The sequence below is a fragment of the Kluyvera fluvialis genome (genome assembly GCF_059725275.1).
This window is the reverse complement of sequence record NZ_AP046142.1, coordinates 2,741,821-2,765,518: the sequence shown is the minus strand read 5'-3', so window position 1 is coordinate 2,765,518 and position 23,698 is coordinate 2,741,821. Positions and strand designations below refer to the sequence as shown.

Genomic DNA, 23,698 nt, shown 5'->3' with positions numbered 1-23,698 from the left:
CAGAAAAACATATCGCTCATTCATTACTTTGCCGCAGCCATAATCATTTTGAATTATCGTAAAATGTCAATTTTATCAATGATATTTGCTGATCTGGCCATCCTCACTCTCCCTGCCAAAATGTTATTTATCTCACATGATACTCTGGGGCTTGCTGTTACATAATTGAAATGATATTAGTAATTTCAGTTTCGACGCAGAGTTATGTGCTAAAAAATGTACAATTGTTAATTTTTCGTGCAAAAGCACGCGTTGGCGTTGATGTTGAACATCAACAGCCACTGTTTTTTCATATCCAATTGAAAAATATTGATTTCAGATGTTTTCGCCTGGCGAATAAGCTGTCGAAAATAGGGGCGTTTGTTGAGCAAAAGAGAATTGGTTAACAAATTTGCAAATTATATTGGCGGCAGTGAATTGCATTTGGTACTTTCCGGCCTAACTGGTTCGCAGGATAAAGCTTTGTCAATGATAACTGTTTCTAGATGTAACGGTTAAAAATGAAAAGTATCCCGACAGGGGGGATGCTTTAAATGAATCGACGTCAGGTTGCCATAAGAGCGGCCGTAATAAAAAGTCGGTGATAGCAGGTAGTAAATGACCTGACAGACGCAAAAATCTCCTGCGCTGTACAGGGACCCGAACGGGTACTAACAGGCTGACGAAAGTCAGTAATAATAATGAACGGAGTATCAACACAATGTCCATCATCACAAAAAAAAGCCTGGTTGCGGCTGGGATTCTCACTGCGCTGATCGCAGGGAACGTTGCTATGGCTGCCGATGTTCCGGCAGGCGTGCAGCTAGCGGATAAACAAACGCTGGTTCGTAATAACAGTTCTGAAGTGCAATCTCTCGATCCGCACAAAATTGAAGGTGTGCCGGAATCCAATATTAGCCGTGACTTGTTCGAAGGATTACTGGTTAGCGACCTTGACGGCCATCCGGCGCCGGGCGTTGCGGAGTCCTGGGATAATAAAGATTCCAAAGTGTGGACTTTCCATCTGCGCAAAGACGCAAAGTGGTCTGATGGTTCACCAGTGACGGCGCAAGATTTTGTTTATAGCTGGCAGCGTTCGATTGATCCGAAAACGGCATCTCCGTATGCGAGCTACCTGCAATATGGTCACGTCGCTAATATTGATGAAATCCTCGAAGGCAAAAAACCAATTACCGATCTCGGGGTAAAAGCGGTTGACGATCACACCTTAGAGGTCACTTTAAGTGAGCCAGTGCCTTATTTCTTCAAACTGCTGGTACACCCATCCACTTCGCCAGTGCCAAAAGCGGCTATTGAAAAATATGGTGAGAAGTGGACTCAACCGAGCAATATCGTTACCAACGGTGCCTATAAATTAAAAGACTGGGTAGTGAACGAGCGTATTGTTCTTGAGCGTAGCCCAACTTACTGGAATAACGCTAAAACCGTCATTAACCAGGTCACCTTCCTGCCTATTGCGTCCGAAGTGACGGATGTTAACCGCTATCGCAGCGGTGAAATCGACATGACCTATAACAACATGCCGATTGAACTGTTCCAAAAGCTGAAAAAAGAGATCCCGAACGAAGTTCGTGTTGATCCATATCTGTGCACTTATTACTACGAAATTAATAACCAGAAAGCACCATTCACCGATGTACGCGTGCGTACCGCGCTGAAACTGGGTATCGATCGCGATATTATCGTTAACAAAGTTAAAGCCCAGGGCGATATGCCGGCTTATGGCTACACACCACCTTATACCGACGGCGCGAAACTGACGCAGCCAGAGTGGTTTGGCTGGACTCAGGCAAAACGTAACGAAGAAGCGAAAAAACTGCTGGCTGAAGCGGGTTATACTCCAGAGAAACCGCTCACCGTAAATCTGCTGTACAACACATCCGATCTGCATAAAAAACTGGCTATTGCCGCTGCGTCGCTGTGGAAGAAAAACATCGGCGTTGATGTAAAACTGGTTAACCAGGAATGGAAAACCTTCCTCGATACTCGCCATCAGGGGACGTTCGATGTTGCGCGTGCTGGCTGGTGTGCCGACTATAACGAACCGACGTCTTTCCTCAACACCATGTTGTCTAACAGCTCAATGAACACTGCGCATTATAAGAGCCCTGCATTCGATAGCATTATGGCGGAAACGCTTAAAGTGACCGATGAAGCACAGCGTACCGCGCTGTACAATAAAGCGGAGCAACAGCTCGATAAAGACAGTGCGATTGTGCCGGTTTATTACTACGTAAACGCCCGTCTGGTGAAACCGTGGGTCGGTGGCTACACCGGTAAAGACCCGCAGGATAATACTTATACAAGAAACATGTATATTATTAAGCACTAATGGCAATACGTGGGGCAGGTAGAGCTTGCCCCACGGTGTCTCGCTTTATCGCTTTATTGAAGGCACAGGCCAAAAGGTATGGGCAATGTTGAAATTTATTCTCCGTCGCTGTCTGGAAGCGATTCCGACGCTATTTATTCTTATCACCATTTCGTTCTTTATGATGCGCCTTGCGCCGGGAAGCCCATTTACGGGCGAACGTACGTTGCCACCGGAAGTGATGGCAAACATTGAGGCGAAATATCACTTAAACGATCCTATCTCCACGCAATATTTCAGCTATCTGAAACAGCTAGCGCATGGCGATTTTGGACCGTCCTTTAAATATAAAGATTATTCGGTCAACGAGTTAGTTGCCAGTAGCCTTCCGGTTTCTGCGAAATTAGGGGCGGCAGCATTTTTGCTGGCGGTTATATTGGGTATCTCGGCGGGAGTGATTGCCGCGCTAAAACAAAACACCAAATGGGACTATGCCGTGATGGGCGTGGCGATGACCGGGGTGGTTATCCCGAGCTTCGTTGTTGCGCCATTATTGGTGATGATATTCTCTATTACACTGCAGTGGCTGCCGGGTGGTGGCTGGAACGGTGGGGCGCTTAAATTCATGATTCTGCCAATGGTGGCGCTCTCTCTGGCCTATATCGCCAGTATTGCGCGTATTACCCGTGGCTCGATGATTGAAGTTTTACACTCCAACTTTATTCGTACCGCGCGCGCCAAAGGTTTACCGATGCGACGGATTATTATCCGTCACGCCTTAAAACCCGCGCTGCTGCCGGTGCTTTCTTATATGGGGCCTGCCTTCGTCGGTATTATTACCGGTTCGATGGTCATTGAGACAATCTACGGCTTGCCGGGTATTGGACAGCTGTTCGTTAACGGGGCGCTTAACCGCGATTATTCCCTGGTGCTGAGCCTGACGATTTTGGTCGGCGCATTGACGATCCTGTTTAACGCGGTGGTAGATGTGCTCTACGCCGTGATCGACCCGAAAATCCGTTACTAAGGCTGGAGTTCGCCATGATGTTAAGTAAAAAAAACAGCGAGGCGCTGGATAACTTCAGCGAAAAGCTGGAAGTAGAAGGGCGCAGCCTTTGGCAGGATGCCCGTCGGCGCTTTATGCATAACCGTGCGGCGGTAGCCAGTTTAGTGGTACTGGTGCTGATTGCACTGTTCGTTACTCTGGCACCAATGCTGTCGCCGTTTTCCTATTACGACACCGACTGGGGCATGATGTCTAATGTGCCGGATATGGAGTCTGGGCACTATTTCGGTACGGACTCCTCGGGTCGCGACCTGCTGGTGCGTGTTGCTATTGGTGGGCGTATCTCGCTGATGGTGGGCATCGCCGCTGCGCTGGTGGCGGTGATTGTTGGAACGTTGTACGGCTCGCTTTCTGGCTATCTGGGCGGCAAAATTGACTCGGTGATGATGCGCCTGCTGGAAATCCTCAACTCCTTCCCGTTCATGTTCTTCGTTATTCTACTGGTCACCTTCTTTGGTCAAAATATCCTGCTGATTTTCGTCGCGATTGGGATGGTTTCCTGGTTGGATATGGCGCGTATCGTGCGTGGACAAACCCTCAGCCTGAAGCGTAAAGAATTTATCGAAGCCGCGCAGGTTGGCGGTGTCTCTACCGCCAGTATTGTGGTGCGCCATATCGTGCCAAACGTGCTGGGCGTGGTCGTCGTTTACGCCTCGCTGCTGGTGCCAAGCATGATCCTGTTTGAATCTTTCCTGAGCTTCCTCGGCCTGGGCACACAGGAGCCGCTCAGTAGTTGGGGCGCGTTGCTGAGTGATGGCGCGAACTCAATGGAAGTTTCGCCATGGCTGCTGCTGTTTCCGGCCGGATTCCTGGTCATTACCCTGTTTTGTTTCAACTTTATCGGCGATGGCCTGCGTGATGCCCTCGACCCGAAAGACCGTTAAGGAGTGTTGCCATGAGCATCATTGAACAGGCAACGGCGTCGCAGCGGTTGCTGGACGTGAAAGATCTGCGCGTTACTTTCAAAACGCCGGACGGCGACGTGACTGCGGTTAACGACCTTAACTTCAGCCTGCTCGCGGGTGAAACGTTGGGTATTGTGGGGGAGTCTGGTTCCGGTAAGTCACAAACGGCGTTTGCGCTGATGGGGCTGCTGGCCAGTAACGGGCGTATCGGCGGCTCAGCGCTTTTTAACGGTCGAGAGATTCTTAATCTGCCGGAGCATGAGCTGAATAAACTGCGCGCCGAACAGATTTCGATGATTTTCCAGGATCCGATGACCTCGCTGAACCCGTATATGCGTGTCGGTGAGCAGTTGATGGAAGTGCTCATGTTACATAAAAGCATGGGCAAAGCCGAAGCGTTCGAAGAATCGGTCAGAATGCTGGACGCCGTAAAAATGCCAGAAGCGCGCAAGCGCATGAAAATGTATCCGCACGAGTTCTCCGGCGGGATGCGTCAACGCGTAATGATTGCGATGGCGCTGCTGTGTCGGCCAAAACTGCTGATTGCCGATGAACCGACCACCGCGCTGGACGTAACCGTTCAGGCGCAAATTATGACGCTGCTGAACGAGCTAAAACGCGAGTTCAATACCGCGATTATCATGATTACCCACGATCTCGGCGTGGTGGCGGGGATCTGCGATAAAGTGCTGGTGATGTATGCCGGGCGGACGATGGAATACGGTAAAGCGCGCGATGTGTTTTATCAACCTGCACACCCGTATTCTATCGGCTTGCTGAATGCGGTACCGCGTCTCGACACGGAAGGCGAAGCATTGCTGACCATTCCGGGTAACCCGCCAAACCTGCTACGTCTCCCTACTGGTTGCCCATTCCAGCCCCGTTGCACACATGCGATGGAAATTTGCGGCAACGCGCCGCCGCTGGATGAGTTTGCGCCGGGGCGCTTGCGCGCCTGCTTTAGAACCGTGGGGGAACTGGTATGACAGCCGTAACTGACGAAAGAAACGTTCTGCTCGAAATTGCCGATTTAAAGGTTCATTTCGAGATTAAAGATGGCAAACAGTGGTTCTGGCAGCCGCCAAAGACGCTGAAAGCGGTGGATGGCGTAACCCTCCGGTTGTATGAAGGGGAAACGTTGGGCGTAGTAGGCGAGTCTGGCTGTGGGAAATCAACCTTTGCCCGCGCTATTATTGGCCTGGTCAAAGCGACCGACGGAAAAGTAGCCTGGTTGGGTAAAGATTTACTGGGCATGAAACCGGACGAGTGGCGCAATGTGCGCAGCGATATCCAGATGATTTTCCAGGATCCGCTGGCGTCGTTGAACCCGCGCATGACCATCGGTGAAATCATCGCTGAGCCACTGCGCACGTACTATCCGAAAATGCCACGCCAGGAAGTGCGCGACAAAGTGAAAACCATGATGATGAAGGTGGGGCTGTTGCCAAACCTCGTCAACCGTTACCCGCATGAGTTTTCCGGTGGTCAGTGTCAGCGTATCGGCATTGCGCGCGCGCTGATCCTTGAGCCAAAGCTGATTATCTGTGATGAACCGGTGTCGGCGCTGGACGTGTCTATTCAGGCGCAGGTGGTAAACCTGTTGCAACAACTGCAACGTGAGATGGGGCTGTCGCTGATTTTCATCGCCCATGATCTGGCGGTAGTCAAGCATATTTCTGATCGTGTGCTGGTGATGTATCTGGGCCATGCCGTGGAATTAGGCACGTATGATGAGGTGTACAACAATCCGTTGCACCCTTATACCCGCGCGCTGATGTCCGCTGTGCCGGTTCCAGATCCAGACCTGGAAAAGAACAAAACCATCCAGTTGCTGGAAGGGGAACTGCCATCGCCAATTAATCCGCCGTCTGGCTGTGTATTCCGTACCCGCTGTCCGTTGGCTGGGCCGGAATGTGCGAAAACCCGTCCGCTTCTGGAGGGGAGTTTCCGCCATGCGGTTTCCTGTCTGAAGGTTGACCCGTTATAATCGTCAGGGCTGGCAAGTTGCCAGCCCTTATTGTTTATACGAGGATCACAACGTGATGGCTATTAGCGCTTTGCGCCATCGTTTTTATCATTTCTTATTTGATCAACGCACGTGTTCGGGTCGGCGGTTTGAAGCCCTGTGCGGTCTTTTGGCGTTATTAAGTGTTATCGCTATTTTTATTGAGTCCGGGATTGGTACTACTTACCATCTGACTTACGATGAATGGCAAGTCTTTGTTCGCCTCGAAATTGCTTTCACCCTGATTTTTACCTTTGAGTATTTCCTGCGTTTACTCTGCTGGCCGCAACCTGCGCGCTATGTTTTCAGCTTCTGGGGATTTATCGATCTGGCGACCATTTTGCCGCTGTACGTTATTTGGCTATGGCCGGAAATTGGTGTCGAATATCTGTTCGCCTGGCGGGCGATGCGTGTCATTCGCGTATTGCGGATCCTGAAATTACTGCGGCTGATGCCTGCGTTAAATAGCCTGTGGAGTGCGATTGTTAATTCCCGCCATCAGTTGATTTTGTTTTATACCTTTATCGGCATTGTGATGGTGGTTGCCGGAGCGTTGATGTACGGCATTGAAGGGCCGGTCAACGGTTTTACTACTCTTAGCACGTCGGTGTATTGGGCCATAGTGACGGTGACAACGGTGGGGTATGGTGATATTACGCCACATACCGCGGCGGGAAGAATGGTCGCTTCAGTTCTGATTTTAATTGGTTATTCGGTGATTGCTATTCCAACGGGGATTATTACTGCGCAGATGACTAATGAGTTTCAACAACGCCGCCATGCGCGGGTGTGCCCGCATTGCAAACAGCGTGATCATGCGGTTAGCGCGCATTACTGTAGCCATTGTGGTACAGCGTTGCCACACCAGCTATAAAAAAGGGCAGCGACGCTGCCCTGATCAATATATTGCGGCTTATTCACGCCACAGGATATGGCAGAGTTTGTGGTCTTTTTCGCGGCACAGCAGCACGCGAGCAAAAATATCGTTAATTTCGCCGCCGTCGGTATCGGCTAAACCAATCACGACTTCTGCGAAGAAGTCCGGGTTTAAATCGTAATCGACGTGTTCTTTCCAGTCCTCAGACGGGTCAAACAGCTCTGCGCCGCCGCGTTCTTCAAACTGAAGATTAAATAAAAGAACGTCGGCTGGATCGAGATTATCGACCGCCAGCTCAAGAAAAATGTCATAAGCCTGTTCAAGCGTTTCGTCTTCGGTCAGGCGGTTATTTAAATCCATATCCATGATGACTACCTGTTAAGTGCTGATGGGCACGTTTTACAGTAATGGGCTGAAGAAGTAAAACAGTCGCTCGGCAATGCGATGCCAGAAGGGGCGTTTTACCCACAAACGAGCGTCCAGCAAGCGCGAACGGGAAATATAATCGTCTTGTACCGCCGCGAGATCGGCCCCAAACCCGGCATCGTCGATAACCAGCGTAATCTCAAAATTAAGCCACAGGCTGCGCATATCGAGGTTAACAGTCCCGACGAGGCTCAGTTCGCCATCAACCAGCACGCTCTTGGTGTGCAGCAAGCCGCCTTCGAACTGGTAAATTTTAACCCCTGCCGCCAGCAGTTCTGTAAAGAACGCACGGCTTGCCCAGCCAACCAGAACCGAATCATTTTTGCGTGGCAGAATAATGCTGACATCAACGCCACGCTGCGCGGCGGTACAAATGGCGTGCAGCAGATCCTCGCTGGGCACAAAGTAGGGCGTTGTCATGATCAGGTATTCACGAGCGGAATAGGCTGCGGTTAACAGCGCCTGATGAATCAAATCTTCCGGGAAGCCGGGGCCGGAGGCGATAGTCTGGATAGTATGCCCGCTGGCTTCTTCAAACGGCATAATATTGAGATCTGGCGTCGGTGGTAAAATACGTTTGCCGGTTTCAATCTCCCAGTCGCAGGAGTAAACAATTCCCATGCCGGTGGCGATTGGGCCTTCCATGCGCGCCATCAGATCAATCCACTGACCCACGCCGGAGTCTTGTTTAAAGAAGCGCGGATCGACCATATTCATACTGCCGGTATAGGCAATATAGTTGTCTATCATGATCATTTTGCGATGCTGACGTAAATCCATGCGGCGCAGGAAGACACGCATCAGATTGACTTTTAGCGCTTCGACAACTTCTATTCCGGCGTTGCGCATCATTGCGGCCCAGGGGCTGCGGAAAAAGGCCACGCTGCCTGCCGAGTCAAGCATCAAGCGGCAGTGAACGCCACGGCGCGCGGCGGCCATCAACGATTCCGCCACTTGGTCGGCCATACCGCCGGGCTGCCAGATATAAAAAACCATCTCGATATTGTGACGGGCTAGCTGAATATCGCGAATAATCGCCTGCATCACATCGTCGGAGTCGGTTAATAATTGCAGTTGGTTGCCTTTAAGGCCGGCAATACCTTGGCGGCGCTCACACAGTTTGAACAGCGAGGAGGCCACCTGACTATTGTCTTGCGCGAAGATATGTTTGCAGGCTTTGAGGTTATTGAGCCATTTCGCGGTTGATGGCCACATGGCGCGAGCGCGTTCAGCGCGGCGTTTTCCAAGGTGTAATTCGCCGAGTGACAAATAGGCGATAATCCCGACCAGTGGCAGGATGTAGATGATAAGCAACCAGGCCATTGCAGACGGCACGGCACGGCGTTTCATCAGAATACGTAATGTCACCCCAGCGATTAACAACCAATACCCCAGAATAGCCATCCAACTTACTACGGTGTAGACGGTTGTCATATTTCGGAAATCCTTTTGAAAGCCAGTTGTTAAGAGTTTACGCATCATGGGACATCTGGCAAATAAAAACGCGTCGAGAAAGCACTAGTCAGCTTTTCGCAAGGGGCTATAATGACCCGTCTTTTTTTTGAAAGAGCGTTAGACATGAAGCGTAGTAGAACGGAAGTGGGGCGCTGGCGGATGCTGAGACAAGCGAGCCGCCGTAAAGCTCGTTGGCTGGAAGGTCAGTCGCGTCGTAACATGCGCATCCATTCCATCAGAAAGAGCCTGGTAGGTCGGCAGCGTAACTGCCTGCTGTACGCCATTTACGATCTCTGATGATAAAAAAGGGCACCGTTTAGGTGCCCTCAGTTTTTGAAGCTGGTTTAAAAAACCTTCTTATATGGCTTCACGGAAACCTGCTGATAAACCCCCGCAGCGACGTACGGATCGTCTTGTGCCCATGATTGGGCAGCTTCCAGTGATTCAAATTCTGCAATAACGGTTGAACCGGTGAAACCCGCAACACCGGGATCGTTGCTGTCTACTGCTGGCATTGGGCCTGCGGTCAGTAGACGGCCTTCGTCATGCAGCAATTGTAGACGAGCGAGATGCGCTGGGCGAACGGACAAACGTTTTTCAAGAGAGTCGGCGATATCCTGGGCATAAATGACATAAAGCACGGGCGGAACTCCTGTTTAAATAATTTGCGGATTACGGTAAGGGAAAGCGTTAGCGACTGCAATGTAAAGTTTTATTGATGTTAAAAGTCGCTAAGCAGCGCGGTTTTTTTGCTCATCTGGGGGAGAAAGTTACCCGAAGCTGAGATGTCTTATTGAATATGATTGCTATTTGCATTTAAAATCGAGTTCTCATTTTTCAACTGTAACGACTATGACTGCAATGCCCCTTGATTTACCTCGCCGCTTTCCGTGGCCGACGTTACTCTCTGTTGGTATCCACGGTGCCGTCGTGGCTGGTCTGCTTTATACTTCGGTACATCAGGTTATTGAACTGCCCGCACCCGCTCAGCCGATTACTGTGACGATGGTGGCCCCTGCCGATTTAGAGCCGCCGCAGGCCGTGGTACAGCCACAGCCCGTTGTAGAACCTGAACCGGAACCCGAGCCAGAACCCATTCCAGAAGTCCCACAGGCTCCGGTCGTTATTCATAAACCGAAACCTAAGCCGAAGCCAAAACCGAAGCCGGTGAAAAAAGTCGAACAGCCGAAGCCCGAAGTTAAACCGGCTGAGCAGCGTCCGCTGTCTACGGTGAATAACGATGCGCCTCCAGCGCGGTCGGTGGCTAACAACTTGCCGGGAGCCAGCGCGCCGTCAGTCAATGTTCCAACTGGGCCTCGTGCGTTAAACCGCCCGCAGCCAGGCTATCCTACTCGAGCGCAGGCGCTGCGTATTGAAGGTAAAGTGCGCGTTAAGTTTGACGTCACCGCCGATGGACGTGTCGAAAACGTCGAGATTCTCTCCGCGCAACCGTCCAATATGTTTGAACGTGATGTCAAAACCGCGATGCGTAAATGGCGTTACGAAGCCGGTAAGCCGGGTAAGGGGCTGATTATGAATATTGAGTTCCGCCTGAAAGGCGTTCAGATGAACTAAGCAGAAGCCCCCGCAAGGGGGCTTTGTTGTTATGCGGCCAGGACTTTGTCCAACGCTTTTTGTGCCACAACAAGATGTTGCCCACCAAAAAGGATTGCTCGGTTAATTAAAGTATAAAGCTGGTAAATGGGCTGGCGATCGAGGAAGTCGGTAGGTAACGGCGAAATCGACTGGTAGCCATCGTAAAGCTGTGGGGGTTGATCGGGGTGCAGCGGCAGCATTGCCAGGTCACACTCACGGTCTCCCCAATAACATGCCGGGTCAAATATATACGGACCGTTTGGCCCCAACGCGCAGTTGTTTGACCATAAATCACCGTGCAATAAAGACGGTTGCGGTTGGTGTGAACTCAGGCGTTGCTGGACGAATTCCACAATGGCGTCAATGTCGCCGAACTTCATGCCCTTTTCGGCGGCGAGTTCGAGTTGCCAGCCAATACGTTGCTCGGCAAAGAAATTTGACCAACGCCGTTGCCACGCATTGGGCTGCGGAGTGGTTGACAGATCGTTGTCGAAATCGAGCCCGAACTGGGGCTGATCGCTCCATTGATGCAGGCGGGCAAGTTGCTGCCCCAACAAAAAGGCGTTATGCGCATCCAGCGGGCGTGGAGGCAGGTACTCCATGACCAGAAAACTGTAATCGCGGTCTGACCCGACGGCAAACACCTCCGGCACGGTCACGGTTTTGCTGCGCGAGAGCAGTTCAAGCTGATCGGCCTCCGCAGTAAAAATGGGCAGTAATTCACGTTCATCACATTTAACAAAAAACTCCCGGCCGGCATAGCGCATATGCCATGCGGCGTGGATCTCTCCGCCGGGTAATTCTGTGCGTTGGTCGATTTCGCCACTTCCAAGCTGCTCGCCTAACAGGCTGGTGATCGCTTGCCACATGATGTCTCTCCCCATGTTTTCTGCCATATCATAAGGTTAGCGCATAAATACCGGGTAAAAAGTCGAGCTGTACCGCACAACGGGTAAAAAGGATGTCGAAAGCAAAGGTAAGGCCATAAACCTTATACGACGAGCGTATGATGACTCACTCGTCGCGACCGTTTATGTAACCATCCCGGTGCACCCGATTGTTAACTCTGGAGTTTTGTTAGCATAGACGATATCGCTGATTTAGCGACTCGCGGGCAACCCCGCGAGGGTTAATTACTGAACATTTAGTGCTGTTGCAGATAATGGTAAATCTTCTGCGTATTCTCCAGTGAACAGAGGCGTGTTCCTTGATTGAGAGTTGCCGCGCTACCGGCGGCGACACCGTAACGAACCATTTCGTCAAGGCTTGCGTTTTCGGCCAGTTTTAAGACCATTGCCCCCACCATGCTATCGCCAGCGCCTACCGTACTTTGGCTTTTGATTGGGGGAGGGACGACCTGCACACAATGGTGTTCGTCTACCGCTAGTGCTCCTTGTGCGCCCAGCGACACCACGACTCGGCGGGCTTTACCATTGCGTACGATCTCAAGCGCAGCGTTGCGGACATCATCAGGCTGTATCAATTCACGTTGTACTAACGCGCTTAACTCTTTTTGGTTCGGTTTCACCAACTCAATTTGGCCTAGTGCCAATGCAGCATTTAATGCTTCACCGGAGCTATCAATAATGCAGCGTAATCCGTGTTGCTGGGCCGCTTTAATCAGCGCGACGAATGCGCCTGGCGAAACGCCGGGCGGTAGGCTGCCGCTTATCACTAATAAAGAGCCCGACTCGGCTTGTAATACTTTTTCCTGTAACTGGTGTAGCTCATCGTTATGCAGGGTGGCTCCGGGCATGACAAAGCGATACTGCTCGCCGCTAGCATCAACATGTACGTGAAGGTTTTGGCGCGTCCATTCGCGTGCCGCAACGCTTTCGACAGGGACGTGCTCGCCCTCAAGCAGGGTTACCAGATGTTCGCCCGTGGCGCCACCGGCCGGGAAAATGGCCGTTGCTTTGCCACCTAAAAACGTGATGGCTCGCGCCACGTTAATGCCTCCGCCGCCAGGTTCGAAAACGGGAGTCTGGCAGCGGAGTTTTCCTTCTGGGTAAATTTGCGGCGTTTGGGTGGCACTGTCGAGCGATGGGGCGAGGGTCAGTGTGTAGATTTTTACCATAACAATCATTTCCCTGTATGAGTCGCTGAACGGCTCTCAACATAATTGCCGTTAAGTCTGGCACTTGCCTGCGGATAAAGAAAGAAACAACAGCATGATCTGTATAGAGAAGAGCAAAGATGTGGGCTTTTTATATATGAAAGAAAGTAGCTATTTTCGTATTTCTTATTCAAAAAATGAAAGAGGAATAGATTGCTATGTTATACGTGCCTTTTTATAATTTGCCACCTTTCTATGGACCACCCCGTCGTTGATCCTCGCGAAAGTTTCCGGGACGAATCGTCTCCCTTTTTGTTGTACGGACTCATAATAAATGAAGCTTTTGAAGACAGTACCGGCAGCGGTTGTGCTGCTGGGGGGCGTGTTTGCGTCTGCGTTTGCGACCGCCAGTGATACCGTTTTTACTGTCATGGATGACCCTAGTACCGCTAAAAAACCGTTTGAAGGTAATGTGAATGCGGGCTATCTCGCCCAATCGGGCAATACCAAAAGCTCATCAGCGACCGCTGATTCGACGCTGACCTGGTATGGCGATACGACGGCATGGTCCTTATGGGGATCTGCCAGCAACTCTTCATCTAACGGCGAGCGCTCTTCCGAAAAATATTCGGTAGGCGGGCGTAGCCGTTACAACATGACCGATAGGGACTACCTGTTCGGTCAGGCCAGCTGGTTAACCGACCGCTACAATGGCTATCACGAGCGTGATGTCTTCACTGCGGGTTATGGTCATCAGTTCCTTAACGGGCCGATCCACAGCCTCCGCTTCGAATTCGGTCCTGGCGTGCGTTACGATGAATACACCGATGGCAATACCGAAACGCAGCCGCTGGGTTATGCCTCTGCGGCCTATGCCTGGAAAATGACCGATACCACAAAATTCACTCAGGGCGTCTCGGTGCTGGGTGCTGACGATACCACGCTGAACTCTGAAACGGCGCTGGCTGTGGCTATCAACGAGCACTTTGGTTTGAAAGTCGCTTATGACGTGAGCTGGAACTCTGAGCCGCCGGCCAGTGCACCAAATCACACCGATCGTCGTACCTCACTGACGCTGGGTTACACAATGTAATCATTTACGGGCTGGGGAATTCCCGGCCCGTATTCTGTCATTTATCGTTTTGTGTTATTATTTAATACAACCGCTGTTTTATTTAATTAAAAAAACAGGTTCTTCATAATATCTCCATAATTGGTTTCTCTGACATATATTCAATAAATTTGACACGAATAGCTAAATATTTTGACTAGTCAAAAGTGTGATCTGGATCTACACTTGTATTCAAGGGCGAAATGATGCCTTAGCATTTCGAAGTCTTAATCAAGTCAGAGAATAAACATTATGAAAAATATCAAAATCGCAACTGCGGCTATTATGCTGTCAGCACTGTCTTTCGGCGTATTTGCCGCCGAGCCTGCAACTCAGCCTGCCAGTACCTCTCACGTAACGACTGCACAGCACATTGGCATCTCCAATGCTCACGACGTTGAAGCAGGCTCTAACATCGCTCCGGGTTCTCAGTCTACCGGTCAGTCTATGGATGATGCATTCAACGTCCACACGTTGGTCGCTGGTGGCTGGTCTTAATAATTCTGTGCTGTAATAATTTGATTTTCGTTTAATTATTAATACCGGCAGAGAAAACCGGGTAGAGTAGTACCGGTTTTTCTTGCTGTTGTTGTATTAGTTCTAATCAGAATATTCGTATTTTGTTTTAAATCGTAAATCATTCCCCGGTACTTATTGTCAATAAATACCCATTAAACGCATTTTTTGTATATAACTTAGTGTTCTGAAAATGTAAGCGAGTGAATTTCAGTCACTCACACATCTCTTTATTATCCCCATATCATAGCCGCCCACCGTAGCAACAGCATCGCGCCACAAATGGCAATGAGCACCAGCACCATTTTCCAATGTTTTTTGGCAAATCGATTTGTCGACATGGTTAGCCCCTTTTGGCTCAAACAGTTACCTAAGTGTATCAGAATTGCTGGCAAAATTAGCAATGAGGGCAGGAGAGGGTAATTCTGGCTTTTATCAGGCCGAGATGATGTGTAAACTAACTCACGGTGTTATCAACAGGCGGATGTAGGCAGAGCATTGTACAACGTACATGTTCCTCATTTTTCGCAGAGTGAAGCGGAAATCAATCCATAACGTGTTGATAAATTTAATCATATAGTTTTGTATGTGCTCTTTCGTGTGGGGCACCACTGCAAATAAGGACATGAAATGCCTGTAATTACTCTTCCTGATGGCAGCCAACGCCATTACGACCACGCTGTTAGCCCGATGGATGTTGCTCTGGACATTGGCCCTGGTCTGGCGAAAGCCACCATTGCTGGGCGTGTTAACGGCGAACTGGTTGATGCTTCCGATCTGATTGAAAATGACTCAACGCTGTCTATTATCACTGCAAAAGATGAAGACGGTCTGGAAATCATTCGTCACTCGTGTGCGCACTTGCTCGGTCATGCAATTAAGCAGCTTTGGCCAAACACCAAAATGGCGATCGGTCCGGTTATCGACAACGGCTTCTATTATGACGTTGACCTTGACCACACCCTGACCCAGGAAGACATCGACGCGCTCGAGAAACGTATGCACGAGCTCGCCGAGAAAAACTACGATGTCATCAAGAAGAAAGTCAGCTGGCATGAAGCCCGCGAGACCTTCGTGAAACGTGGTGAAACTTACAAAGTTTCCATTCTTGATGAAAACATCGCTCATGATGACAAGCCTGGCTTGTACCATCACGAAGAATATGTCGACATGTGCCGTGGTCCGCACGTGCCGAATATGCGTTTCTGCCACTATTTCAAACTGATGAAAACTGCTGGTGCATACTGGCGTGGTGACAGCAACAACAAGATGTTGCAGCGTATCTATGGTACTGCGTGGACGGACAAAAAAGCCCTCAACGCCTACCTGCAACGTCTGGAAGAAGCATCGAAACGCGATCACCGTAAGATTGGTAAGCAGCTCGACCTGTATCACATGCAGGAAGAAGCGCCGGGTATGGTGTTCTGGCATAACGATGGCTGGACTATCTTCCGCGAACTGGAAACTTTCGTCCGCTCTAAGCTGAAAGAGTACCAGTACCAGGAAGTGAAAGGCCCGTTCATGATGGACCGTGTGCTGTGGGAAAAAACCGGCCACTGGGACAACTATAAAGATGCGATGTTTACGACCTCTTCAGAGAACCGTGAATACTGCATCAAGCCAATGAACTGTCCGGGGCACGTTCAGATCTTTAACCAGGGTCTGAAATCCTACCGCGACCTGCCGCTGCGTATGGCGGAGTTCGGTAGCTGCCACCGTAACGAACCGTCAGGTGCACTGCATGGCTTAATGCGTGTGCGCGGCTTTACTCAAGATGACGCCCATATCTTCTGTACAGAAGAGCAGGTGCGTGATGAAGTTAACGCGTGCATTCGTTTAGTCTATGATATGTACAGCACTTTCGGTTTCGAGAAAATCGTGGTCAAACTTTCAACGCGCCCGGAAAAACGTATCGGTAGCGATGAAATGTGGGACCGTGCAGAAGCGGATCTGGCTGTTGCGCTGGAAGAAAACAACATCCCGTTTGAGTATCAACTGGGTGAAGGCGCGTTCTACGGCCCGAAAATTGAATTTACCCTTTATGACTGCCTCGATCGTGCATGGCAGTGCGGTACTGTACAGTTAGACTTCTCTCTGCCGGCTCGTCTGAGCGCCTCTTATGTAGGCGAAAACAACGAACGTCAGGTCCCGGTGATGATTCACCGTGCAATTCTGGGTTCCCTGGAGCGCTTCATTGGCATCCTGACCGAAGAATTTGCCGGTTTCTTCCCGACCTGGCTGGCCCCTGTGCAGGTAGTGGTGATGAATATCACCGATTCTCAGTCTGAATATGTCAACGAATTGACCCGTAAATTACAAAATGCAGGCATTCGCGTAAAAGCAGACTTGAGAAATGAGAAGATTGGCTTTAAAATCCGCGAGCACACTTTACGTCGTGTCCCTTACATGTTGGTCTGTGGCGACAAAGAGGTAGAAGCAGGCAAAGTTGCCGTGCGTACCCGTCGTGGCAAAGACTTGGGCAGCCTGGACGTAAATGAAGTTATCGAGAAGCTGCAACAAGAGATTCGCAGCCGCAGTCTTCAACAACTGGAGGAATAAGGTATTAAAGGCGGAAAACGAGTTCAAACGGCACGTCCGAATCGTATCAATGGCGAGATTCGCGCCCAGGAAGTTCGCTTAACAGGTCTGGAAGGCGAGCAGCTGGGGATTGTGAGTCTGAGAGAAGCAATCGAAAAGGCTGAAGAAGCTGGAGTAGATTTAGTTGAAATCAGCCCTAACGCCGAACCGCCAGTTTGTCGTATCATGGACTACGGCAAGTTCCTTTATGAAAAGAGTAAATCTTCTAAGGAACAGAAGAAAAAGCAAAAAGTTATCCAGGTTAAGGAAATTAAATTCCGTCCTGGGACCGATGATGGTGATTACCAGGTAAAACTCCGCAGCCTGGTTCGCTTTCTCGAAGATGGCGATAAGGCTAAGATCACACTGCGTTTCCGCGGTCGTGAGATGGCCCACCAACAGATCGGTATGGAAGTGCTTAACCGCGTCCGTGAAGATCTGAGTGAACTGGCAGTAGTCGAATCCTTCCCAACGAAGATCGAAGGCCGCCAGATGATCATGGTGCTCGCTCCTAAGAAGAAACAGTAAGGCCTTCAAGTAGCAATGTCTGTGGAGCCTGCGGGTTCCACAGCTGTTGTTCGCCTACGTTTCGTTTATTAACAATGCGAAGTGGAAGTTATTAAGATGCCAAAAATTAAGACCGTACGCGGTGCTGCTAAGCGCTTCAAAAAAACCGGTGGTGGTGGATTTAAGCGTAAGCACGCAAACCTGCGTCATATTCTGACCAAAAAATCTACTAAGCGTAAACGTCACCTGCGTCCAAAAGGCCTCGTTTCTAAAGGCGATCTGGGTCTGGTTATCGCGTGCCTGCCGTACGCATAAGCCGTTAACGTTTAATTAATTTTTTACTAAGAATATAGATACAGGAGAGCACATATGGCTCGCGTAAAACGTGGTGTAATTGCACGTGCACGTCACAAGAAAATTTTGAAACAAGCTAAAGGTTACTACGGTGCGCGTTCTCGCGTATACCGCGTTGCCTTCCAGGCTGTTATCAAAGCTGGTCAGTACGCTTACCGTGACCGTCGTCAACGTAAGCGTCAGTTCCGTCAACTGTGGATTGCGCGTATCAACGCAGCAGCACGTCAGAACGGTATTTCTTACAGCAAATTCATCAATGGCCTGAAAAAAGCCTCTGTTGAAATCGACCGTAAGATCCTGGCTGACATCGCAGTATTCGACAAAGTAGCGTTCACCGCTCTGGTCGAAAAAGCGAAAGCAGCTCTGGCATAAGCCAGTTGAAAGAGGGAGCTTGTCTCCCTCTTTTCGTTTTAACTATATCAATGCATTGACATTTATCTTCGTAGCCCTTTCAATAAAGGCATTACGGTTCTTACCACACAAGGTAACGCAAGCAATGAATGCTGCTATTTTCCGCTTCTTCTTTTACTTTAGCACCTGAATTCAGGAGGCTTGCGCGTGAAAGAAGAAACGGAAAACAGCGCCTAAAAGCCTCCCTGGTGGAGGCTTTTTTTATACATGTCATCCTTCACGCTGCCTCTGCGTTGGCTGCATTCGCTTACCTCAGTCACGTACTTATGTACGCTTCTGAGGATTCGCTCTCTTGCCGCCTTGATGCAACTTGAATGATTTTGTGTATATACATGCGACGAATGAATATAGCCACATAACGAGGAAAACCATGTCACATCTCGCAGAGCTGGTTGCCAGTGCAACGGCCGCCATTAACCAGGCTTCAGATGTTGCCGCGTTAGACAATGTCCGCGTCGAATATTTGGGCAAGAAAGGGCACTTGACCCTTCAGATGACTACCCTGCGCGAGTTGCCGCCAGAAGAACGTCCGGCAGCAGGGGCGGTGATTAACGAAGCGAAAGAGCAGGTGCAACAAGCGCTGAATGCGCGCAAAGCCGAGCTGGAAAGCGCCGTGCTGAATGCGCGTCTGGCTGCGGAAACCATCGATATCTCGCTGCCAGGTCGCCGCATCGAAAACGGCGGCTTACACCCTGTTACGCGCACTATCGACCGTATCGAAAGTTTCTTCGGTGAGCTCGGTTTTACCGTGGCGACCGGCCCGGAAATCGAAGATGATTATCACAACTTCGATGCGCTGAACATTCCAGGGCATCACCCGGCACGTGCTGACCACGACACTTTCTGGTTTGATGCTACGCGTCTGCTGCGCACCCAGACGTCTGGCGTGCAGATTCGTACCATGAAGGAAAAACAGCCGCCTATCCGCATTATTGCGCCAGGCCGCGTTTATCGTAACGACTACGACCAAACGCACACCCCAATGTTCCACCAGATGGAAGGCCTGATTGTTGATAAAAACATCAGCTTTACCAACCTGAAAGGAACATTGCACGATTTCCTGCGTAATTTCTTTGAGGAAGACTTGCAGATTCGCTTCCGTCCGTCCTACTTCCCGTTCACTGAGCCTTCTGCGGAAGTCGATGTGATGGGCAAAAATGGCAAATGGCTGGAAGTGCTGGGCTGCGGGATGGTGCATCCGAACGTACTGCGTAACGTTGGCATTGACCCAGAAGTTTACTCCGGCTTCGCCTTCGGGATGGGCATGGAGCGTCTGACCATGCTGCGTTACGGTGTCACCGACTTACGTGCGTTCTTCGAAAACGATCTGCGTTTCCTCAAACAGTTTAAATAAGGGCAGGATAAAACAATGAAATTCAGTGAACTGTGGTTACGCGAATGGGTTAACCCAGCCGTTGACAGCGAAGCGCTGTCTGGGCAAATCACCATGGCTGGCCTGGAAGTCGATGGCGTTGATGCCGTTGCAGGTAGCTTCCACGGTGTGGTTGTGGGTGAAGTCGTTGAGTGCGGCCAGCACCCGAATGCGGACAAACTGCGCGTAACGAAAGTTAACGTGGGTGGTGAGCGTCTGCTGGACATCGTGTGTGGTGCGCCAAACTGCCGTCAGGGCCTGCGTGTTGCGGTAGCAACTATTGGTGCGGTACTGCCGGGCGATTTCAAAATTAAAGCGGCTAAACTGCGTGGTGAGCCGTCTGAAGGGATGCTGTGCTCTTTCTCCGAGCTGGGTATTTCCGATGACCATAACGGCATTATCGAGCTGCCGGCCGATGCGCCAATTGGTACTGATATTCGCGAATACCTGAAACTCGATGATAACACCATCGAAATCAGCGTCACGCCAAACCGTGCTGACTGCTTAGGCATTATCGGTGTGGCGCGTGATGTCGCCGTGCTGAACAAGCTGCCGTTGAACGTTCCTGAAATTAACGCTGTTGCGGCAACCATTGATGATGTGCTGCCGATTCAGGTTGAAGCTGCAGACGCTTGTCCGCGCTACCTGGGCCGCGTGATTAAAGGCATTAACGTGAAAGCGGCAACCCCGCTGTGGATGAAAGAAAAACTGCGTCGTTGCGGTATTCGTTCAATCGATGCCGTGGTTGATGTCACCAACTACGTTCTGCTGGAGCTGGGTCAGCCGATGCATGCGTTCGATAAAGACCGCATTGAAGGCGGCATTATCGTGCGTATGGCGAAAGAGGGCGAAACGCTGGTGCTGCTGGACGGTACTGAAGCGAAGCTCAAAGCGGATACGCTGGTTATTGCGGACCACAATAAAGCGCTGGCGATGGCCGGTATTTTCGGCGGCGAGCATTCTGGCGTGAACGATGAAACCCAGAACGTACTGCTGGAATCCGCTTTCTTCAGCCCGCTGTCTATTACTGGCCGCGCACGTCGTCATGGCCTGCACACCGATGCGTCTCATCGCTACGAGCGTGGCGTAGACCCTGTGCTGCAATACAAAGCGATGGAGCGTGCTACTCGCCTGCTGATTGATATCTGCGGCGGCGAAGCTGGCCCGGTTATTGATGTCACTAATGAAGCGACTCTACCTAAACGTGCCACGATTACGCTGCGTCGTAGCAAACTGGATCGCCTGATTGGCCATCACATTGCCGACGACCAGGTTACCGATATCCTGACTCGCCTGGGCTGCGAAGTGACCGTGGGTAACGATCAGTGGCAGGCCGTTGCGCCAACCTGGCGTTTCGATATGGAAATCGAAGAAGACCTGGTCGAAGAAGTTGCGCGCATTTATGGCTATAACAGCATTCCGAACGAGCCGGTACAGGCTGGTCTGGTGATGGGCAGCCATAAAGAAGCGAATCTGTCGCTCAAGCGAGTGAAAACGATGCTGAACGACAAAGGCTATCAGGAAGTGATCACTTATAGCTTCGTTGACCCGAAAATACAGCAACTGGTGCACCCTGGTGAAGAAGCGCTGATTCTGCCAAGCCCAATCTCCAGCGAAATGTCTGCTATGCGTCTGTCCCTCTGGACAGGTCTGTTGTCAACGGTGGTATACAACCAAAACCGTCAACAAAACCGTGTGCGCATTTTTGAAACTGGCCTGCGTTTTGTTCCTGATACTCAGGCTCCGCTGGGCATCCGTCAGGATGTTATGCTGGGCGGGGTTATCTGCGGTAACCGTTATGAAGAACATTGGAACCTGGCAAAAGAGACCGTTGATTTCTATGATTTGAAGGGGGATCTGGAGTCTGTTCTCGATTTGACCGGTAAATTGTCTGAAATTCAGTTTAAAGCCGAAGCCAACCCAGCGTTGCATCCGGGGCAATCTGCGGCGATTTATCTGAAAGGTGAACGTATTGGTTTCATTGGTGTTATTCACCCTGAACTGGAACGTAAGCTTGATCTGAACGGTCGCACACTGGTGTTTGAACTGGAGTGGAATAAGCTCGCAGACCGCGTGGTTCCTCAGGCTCAGGACATTTCTCGCTTCCCGGCGAACCGTCGTGACATCGCGGTTGTTGTCGCTGAAAATGTCCCTGCTGCAGATATTTTAAACGAATGTAAGAAAGTTGGCGTAAATCAGATAGTTGGCGTAAACTTATTTGACGTGTACCGTGGTAAGGGTGTTGCGGAAGGCTATAAAAGCCTTGCTATCAGCCTGATCCTACAAGATACCAGCCGTACACTCGAAGAAGAGGAGATTGCCGCTACCGTTGCCAAATGTGTAGAGGCATTAAAAGAGCGATTCCAGGCATCATTGAGGGATTGAACCTATGGCGCTTACAAAAGCTGAAATGTCAGAATATCTGTTTGATAAGCTTGGGCTTAGCAAGCGGGATGCCAAAGAACTGGTAGAGCTGTTTTTTGAAGAGATCCGTCGCGCTCTGGAAAATGGCGAGCAGGTTAAACTTTCCGGTTTTGGGAACTTTGATCTGCGTGATAAAAATCAACGCCCGGGACGTAACCCAAAAACGGGTGAAGATATTCCCATTACAGCCCGGCGTGTGGTGACCTTCAGACCTGGTCAGAAGTTAAAAAGCCGGGTTGAAAACGCAACACCGAAAGAAGAGTAATCTGAACTAACTAAAAAGGCCGCTTATGCGGCCTTTTTCTTAGTGCGCCAGAAGGTAAAACAAACCCGTGAGCGCGGCGCTCAGCAGGTTAGACAACGTACCCGCCAGGATAACTTTCAGGCCCATTTTAGCAATGAACCTTTTTTTCTCGGGGACGATCCCGCCCAACACGCCAATCAATGCCGCAGGAGAGGATAAATTTGCGAATCCTGCCAACGCCATAATCGTGATAATTTGTGAATACTCCGACAAATGCTCCTTCATCGGAATAAAACTGGTATACGCGACGAACTCATTCAGCACCAGTTTTTGGCCTAACAGGCTGCCAATCTGCAAGACTTCATGACTGGGAATACCTAACATCCAGGCAACCGGCGCAAAGAGATAGCTGAAGATAAATTGCAACGTCACGTCCCCATAGCCGAAAAAGCCGCAAAACCAACCCAGTAAGCCGTTTACCATTGCAATCAAGGCAATTAACGCCAGAAGCATTGCCCCCACGTTAGCGGCCAGTTTAAGCCCCATCGTGGCGCCATTCGTCGCGGCCTCAACAATGTTGATAGGCTTCTCATCACTTCCCAGTGCATCTCCGGTGACATCGGCGGTGTTATCCGCTTGCGTTTCTGGGAATATCATCTTCGCCATTAACAGGCCGCCGGGCGCAGACATAAAGGAGGCAGCAACCAGATAGCGAATTTCAATTCCCATACTGGCATAGCCTACTAATACTGAGCCTGCGATAGAAGCAACGCCGCCGGTCATTAAGGCAAACAGTTCTGAATGTGTCATACGAGGGGCGTAAGGCTTCATCAGGACAAAAACGTCGGTATTACCGGCAAAAATATTGGCCGTTGCCGCCATGGATTCGGCAGGGCTGGTGCGTAACAGTTTATGGATCCCCGTGCCGATAAAACGGATGACCCACTGCATAATGCCCAGGTAGTACAGGACGGAAAACAGTGCGGACATGAAAATGATAATCGGCAGAACATGCACCGCAAAGACGAACCCCATCTTAAACTGCCCAAGATTACCAAACAGAAAGTTAATTCCTTCTGATGAATAGTTGAGAATGCCAGACAGGCTGTTTGATATCGCCAGGAGTATTTTTTCGCCCAAAGGGACGTACAAAACAAAAGCGGCGAACATCGCCTGGATAGCAAAGGCTCCGCCGACGGTGCGTAGACGAATGGCTTTTTTATTCTCTGAACACAGCCAGGCAATCAGCAGCAGGATAACGATGCCCAGCATGACGATGAATATTTGCATCAATTATTCTCCGTCAGCATCAATGAGGGTTCTGAAAAGGTCTTTAAAGAGATTGTCTCGCTCAATAAATTTCACGACCTGAATAAGATGACGGCGGTTATCAAAGCTCCAGTTGAGGTTGTCATTAATCAATGGGGATGAACGGTATTCACAGGTGAACCATCGGGAGTCCAGAACATAGCCAACGGTTGTGAT

25 protein-coding genes and 1 other annotated feature are annotated in these 23,698 nt (G+C 50.2%); of the genes, 18 read left to right on the top strand and 7 right to left on the bottom strand.

Going from position 1 to position 23,698, the window contains the following annotated elements; genetic code table 11:
- Nucleotides 1-700 precede the first annotated feature (700 nt).
- The 6 genes from oppA (at nucleotide 701) to AC6I4B_RS13095 (ending at nucleotide 7,161) form a co-directional block, all read left to right on the top strand.
- Nucleotides 701-2,332 carry an oligopeptide ABC transporter substrate-binding protein OppA gene (gene oppA, locus AC6I4B_RS13120; RefSeq protein ID WP_497765672.1) on the top strand — a complete coding sequence of 544 codons (1,632 nt, stop codon included), beginning with the start codon at nucleotides 701-703 and terminating at the stop codon, nucleotides 2,330-2,332.
- An 85-nt stretch (nucleotides 2,333-2,417) separates the two neighbouring features.
- Nucleotides 2,418-3,338, top strand: coding sequence for an oligopeptide ABC transporter permease OppB (gene oppB, locus AC6I4B_RS13115; RefSeq protein WP_497765671.1), 921 nt, complete (start codon nucleotides 2,418-2,420; stop codon nucleotides 3,336-3,338).
- A 14-nt stretch (nucleotides 3,339-3,352) separates the two neighbouring features.
- Nucleotides 3,353-4,261 (top strand): oligopeptide ABC transporter permease OppC, encoded by a 909-nt coding sequence (gene oppC, locus AC6I4B_RS13110; protein WP_497765669.1) that lies wholly within the window; start codon nucleotides 3,353-3,355, stop codon nucleotides 4,259-4,261.
- Nucleotides 4,262-4,272: 11 nt separating this feature from the next.
- On the top strand, nucleotides 4,273-5,268 hold the full coding sequence (locus tag AC6I4B_RS13105; protein ID WP_497765667.1) for an ABC transporter ATP-binding protein: 996 nt from the start codon (nucleotides 4,273-4,275) through the stop codon (nucleotides 5,266-5,268).
- Entirely contained in the window at nucleotides 5,265-6,269 is a 1,005-nt protein-coding gene (oppF, locus tag AC6I4B_RS13100; protein WP_497765666.1) for a murein tripeptide/oligopeptide ABC transporter ATP-binding protein OppF, read from the top strand. The genes AC6I4B_RS13105 and oppF overlap by 4 nt, the downstream gene beginning before the upstream one ends.
- A 55-nt stretch (nucleotides 6,270-6,324) precedes the next feature.
- Nucleotides 6,325-7,161, top strand: coding sequence for an ion transporter (locus AC6I4B_RS13095; protein ID WP_497765665.1), 837 nt, complete (start codon nucleotides 6,325-6,327; stop codon nucleotides 7,159-7,161).
- Nucleotides 7,162-7,200: 39 nt separating this feature from the next.
- Here the strand turns inward: AC6I4B_RS13095 and AC6I4B_RS13090 are convergent, their stop codons facing one another.
- Together AC6I4B_RS13090 and cls are read right to left on the bottom strand one after the other, a co-directional pair.
- Complete coding sequence (locus tag AC6I4B_RS13090) at nucleotides 7,201-7,530, bottom strand: HI1450 family dsDNA-mimic protein (protein WP_497765663.1); 330 nt, start codon at nucleotides 7,528-7,530, stop codon at nucleotides 7,201-7,203.
- A gap of 33 nt (nucleotides 7,531-7,563) precedes the next feature.
- Nucleotides 7,564-9,024: a cardiolipin synthase gene (cls, locus tag AC6I4B_RS13085; RefSeq protein WP_497765662.1), complete on the bottom strand. Its 1,461-nt coding sequence runs from the start codon at nucleotides 9,022-9,024 to the stop codon at nucleotides 7,564-7,566.
- Nucleotides 9,025-9,168: 144 nt separating this feature from the next.
- On the opposite strand from cls, the gene AC6I4B_RS13080 reads away from it, so the two are divergent.
- Nucleotides 9,169-9,342, top strand: coding sequence for a YciY family protein (locus AC6I4B_RS13080; protein ID WP_497772151.1), 174 nt, complete (start codon nucleotides 9,169-9,171; stop codon nucleotides 9,340-9,342).
- A 47-nt stretch (nucleotides 9,343-9,389) separates the two neighbouring features.
- On the opposite strand, the gene AC6I4B_RS13075 is transcribed toward AC6I4B_RS13080, so the two are convergent.
- Nucleotides 9,390-9,686 carry a YciI family protein gene (locus AC6I4B_RS13075; RefSeq protein ID WP_497765660.1) on the bottom strand — a complete coding sequence of 99 codons (297 nt, stop codon included), beginning with the start codon at nucleotides 9,684-9,686 and terminating at the stop codon, nucleotides 9,390-9,392.
- A gap of 220 nt (nucleotides 9,687-9,906) precedes the next feature.
- Between AC6I4B_RS13075 and tonB the strand changes: the two genes are divergently transcribed.
- Nucleotides 9,907-10,620 carry a TonB system transport protein TonB gene (tonB, locus tag AC6I4B_RS13070; RefSeq protein WP_497772150.1) on the top strand — a complete coding sequence of 238 codons (714 nt, stop codon included), beginning with the start codon at nucleotides 9,907-9,909 and terminating at the stop codon, nucleotides 10,618-10,620.
- A gap of 29 nt (nucleotides 10,621-10,649) precedes the next feature.
- On the opposite strand, the gene AC6I4B_RS13065 is transcribed toward tonB, so the two are convergent.
- On the bottom strand, nucleotides 10,650-11,510 hold the full coding sequence (locus tag AC6I4B_RS13065) for a fructosamine kinase family protein (protein ID WP_497772148.1): 861 nt from the start codon (nucleotides 11,508-11,510) through the stop codon (nucleotides 10,650-10,652).
- Between the two features lie 275 nt (nucleotides 11,511-11,785).
- Nucleotides 11,786-12,718 (bottom strand): 6-phosphofructokinase II, encoded by a 933-nt coding sequence (gene pfkB / locus AC6I4B_RS13060; protein ID WP_497765659.1) that lies wholly within the window; start codon nucleotides 12,716-12,718, stop codon nucleotides 11,786-11,788.
- Nucleotides 12,719-13,031: 313 nt separating this feature from the next.
- On the opposite strand from pfkB, the gene AC6I4B_RS13055 reads away from it, so the two are divergent.
- Together AC6I4B_RS13055 and AC6I4B_RS13050 are read left to right on the top strand one after the other, a co-directional pair.
- A complete protein-coding gene (locus AC6I4B_RS13055) occupies nucleotides 13,032-13,790 on the top strand; it encodes a DUF481 domain-containing protein (RefSeq protein ID WP_497765657.1) in 759 nt (252 codons plus the stop codon).
- A 270-nt stretch (nucleotides 13,791-14,060) separates the two neighbouring features.
- Nucleotides 14,061-14,306 (top strand): hypothetical protein, encoded by a 246-nt coding sequence (locus AC6I4B_RS13050; protein WP_497765656.1) that lies wholly within the window; start codon nucleotides 14,061-14,063, stop codon nucleotides 14,304-14,306.
- Between the two features lie 251 nt (nucleotides 14,307-14,557).
- Here AC6I4B_RS13050 and yniD read toward each other — a convergent pair whose 3' ends face one another.
- Nucleotides 14,558-14,665: a small membrane protein YniD gene (gene yniD / locus AC6I4B_RS13045; RefSeq protein ID WP_497765654.1), complete on the bottom strand. Its 108-nt coding sequence runs from the start codon at nucleotides 14,663-14,665 to the stop codon at nucleotides 14,558-14,560.
- A 289-nt stretch (nucleotides 14,666-14,954) separates the two neighbouring features.
- On the opposite strand from yniD, the gene thrS reads away from it, so the two are divergent.
- From thrS to ihfA, 8 genes are all read left to right on the top strand, one after another.
- Complete coding sequence (thrS, locus tag AC6I4B_RS13040; RefSeq protein WP_497765653.1) at nucleotides 14,955-16,883, top strand: threonine--tRNA ligase; 1,929 nt, start codon at nucleotides 14,955-14,957, stop codon at nucleotides 16,881-16,883.
- Nucleotides 16,884-16,886: 3 nt separating this feature from the next.
- On the top strand, nucleotides 16,887-17,429 hold the full coding sequence (gene infC / locus AC6I4B_RS13035) for a translation initiation factor IF-3 (RefSeq protein ID WP_497772147.1): 543 nt from the start codon (nucleotides 16,887-16,889) through the stop codon (nucleotides 17,427-17,429).
- A 96-nt stretch (nucleotides 17,430-17,525) separates the two neighbouring features.
- On the top strand, nucleotides 17,526-17,723 hold the full coding sequence (rpmI, locus tag AC6I4B_RS13030) for a 50S ribosomal protein L35 (RefSeq protein WP_003030583.1): 198 nt from the start codon (nucleotides 17,526-17,528) through the stop codon (nucleotides 17,721-17,723).
- A 54-nt stretch (nucleotides 17,724-17,777) separates the two neighbouring features.
- A complete protein-coding gene (rplT, locus tag AC6I4B_RS13025; RefSeq protein WP_000124850.1) occupies nucleotides 17,778-18,134 on the top strand; it encodes a 50S ribosomal protein L20 in 357 nt (118 codons plus the stop codon).
- Nucleotides 18,135-18,252: 118 nt separating this feature from the next.
- Nucleotides 18,253-18,378: a sequence feature (Phe leader region), on the top strand.
- Entirely contained in the window at nucleotides 18,259-18,303 is a 45-nt protein-coding gene (pheM, locus tag AC6I4B_RS13020) for a pheST operon leader peptide PheM (RefSeq protein WP_001386830.1), read from the top strand. It overlaps the preceding feature by 45 nt.
- 165 nt (nucleotides 18,379-18,543) lie before the next feature.
- Complete coding sequence (gene pheS, locus AC6I4B_RS13015) at nucleotides 18,544-19,527, top strand: phenylalanine--tRNA ligase subunit alpha (protein ID WP_497765651.1); 984 nt, start codon at nucleotides 18,544-18,546, stop codon at nucleotides 19,525-19,527.
- Nucleotides 19,528-19,542: 15 nt separating this feature from the next.
- Complete coding sequence (gene pheT, locus AC6I4B_RS13010) at nucleotides 19,543-21,930, top strand: phenylalanine--tRNA ligase subunit beta (protein ID WP_497765649.1); 2,388 nt, start codon at nucleotides 19,543-19,545, stop codon at nucleotides 21,928-21,930.
- Between the two features lie 4 nt (nucleotides 21,931-21,934).
- A complete protein-coding gene (ihfA, locus tag AC6I4B_RS13005; RefSeq protein WP_003030571.1) occupies nucleotides 21,935-22,234 on the top strand; it encodes an integration host factor subunit alpha in 300 nt (99 codons plus the stop codon).
- 39 nt (nucleotides 22,235-22,273) lie between these two features.
- Here ihfA and AC6I4B_RS13000 read toward each other — a convergent pair whose 3' ends face one another.
- A complete protein-coding gene (locus tag AC6I4B_RS13000) occupies nucleotides 22,274-23,503 on the bottom strand; it encodes a NupC/NupG family nucleoside CNT transporter (protein ID WP_497765647.1) in 1,230 nt (409 codons plus the stop codon).
- Nucleotides 23,504-23,698: the final 195 nt, after the last annotated feature.